The organism is Castellaniella sp., assembly GCF_004321985.1.
Lineage (GTDB): Bacteria > Pseudomonadota > Gammaproteobacteria > Burkholderiales > Burkholderiaceae_B > Castellaniella.
This window is the reverse complement of sequence record NZ_SCQN01000082.1, coordinates 1-1,135: the sequence shown is the minus strand read 5'-3', so window position 1 is coordinate 1,135 and position 1,135 is coordinate 1. Positions and strand designations below refer to the sequence as shown.

Sequence of the window (1,135 nt, the reverse complement as noted above, 5' to 3'; positions counted from 1 at the left end):
TGTTGCATCGCTGGTCAAACGGGCCGAAGACATCCGCAACGGACTAGTTGAACCCAATGAAGACAACATGCTTTGTGTGACGGGGGATGGCCGCAAGGCTGCTCTTGACATGCGATGCATTGATCCGGTCCTGCCGGATTACAAAGGCGGCAAGGTGAATGCCTGCGTCGAAAACGTCTTCCGTCACTGGGAAGACGGCGAAGGACAAAAGCTCACGCAGCTGGTGTTCTGTGATTTGTCAACCCCGGCGAACACGACGTTCTCGGTGTACCGCGACATGCGGGACAAGCTTCTTGCACGAGGTGTGCCGGCCGATGAAATTGCCTTTGCGCAAAGTTACGGGACCGACCTGCAAAAGGCCGATCTGCATCGCAAGGTGCGGGTGGGCAAGATTCGGATTCTCTTTGGCTCCACGGAGTTGATGGGGTTCGGGACGAACGTGCAGGATCTGCTCATTGCAGAACATCATCTCGATGCGCCGTGGCGTCCGCGCGACGTGGAGCAGCGCGATGGTCGGATTGAACGTCAGGGCAACCGCAATGACGAAATTTGGATTTATAGATATGTCACAGAGGGGAGCTTTGACGCTTACATGTGGCAGACGCTGGAGACGAAGGCCAAATTCATTGCGCAAGTGATGGATGGGAATTCCGACGTCCGAAGCGTTGAAGACGTTACGAGCCAGGCGCTGTCCTACGCTGAGATCAAAGCCATCGCATCAGGGAACCCCCTGGTGATCGAGAAGGCGGGGATCGACGCAGAGGTGGCTAAACTGTCGCAGATTCGCCGTGCGTTTGAAGACGGTCAACTGCAGTTGCGCCAGCGGCTACGCTACAGGCGCGAGGATCTGGCGTCCGTGGAGCAATCCATCGTGATGCTGGAACAGGATGTGGCGGCTTCGGCTGAACTCGGACAGTCTTTCCTGGTTGACGGCATGAAGTTTGTGCCAGGCGAGGAAGTCGGGAAACTGCTGATGCAGAAAATGGCAGAGGCGCGTATCGGTTCCATGAAACGAGGGATCGGTGAAACGAGCGTTGTGGATTTGGCGGAATCTGCCGGATTCACTTTGAAGATCGAGTTTTACGGTCGGGAAAGCACCAAGAAGTTCATCGTGGGCCCTTCGGGGTACAAGGTG

Annotated in this window: 1 pseudogene; it reads left to right on the top strand. The window is 56.1% G+C overall.

Annotated elements, in window-relative coordinates:
- A pseudogene (locus tag EPN31_RS16630) lies at positions 1–1,135 on the top strand (hypothetical protein); the annotation flags it as partial.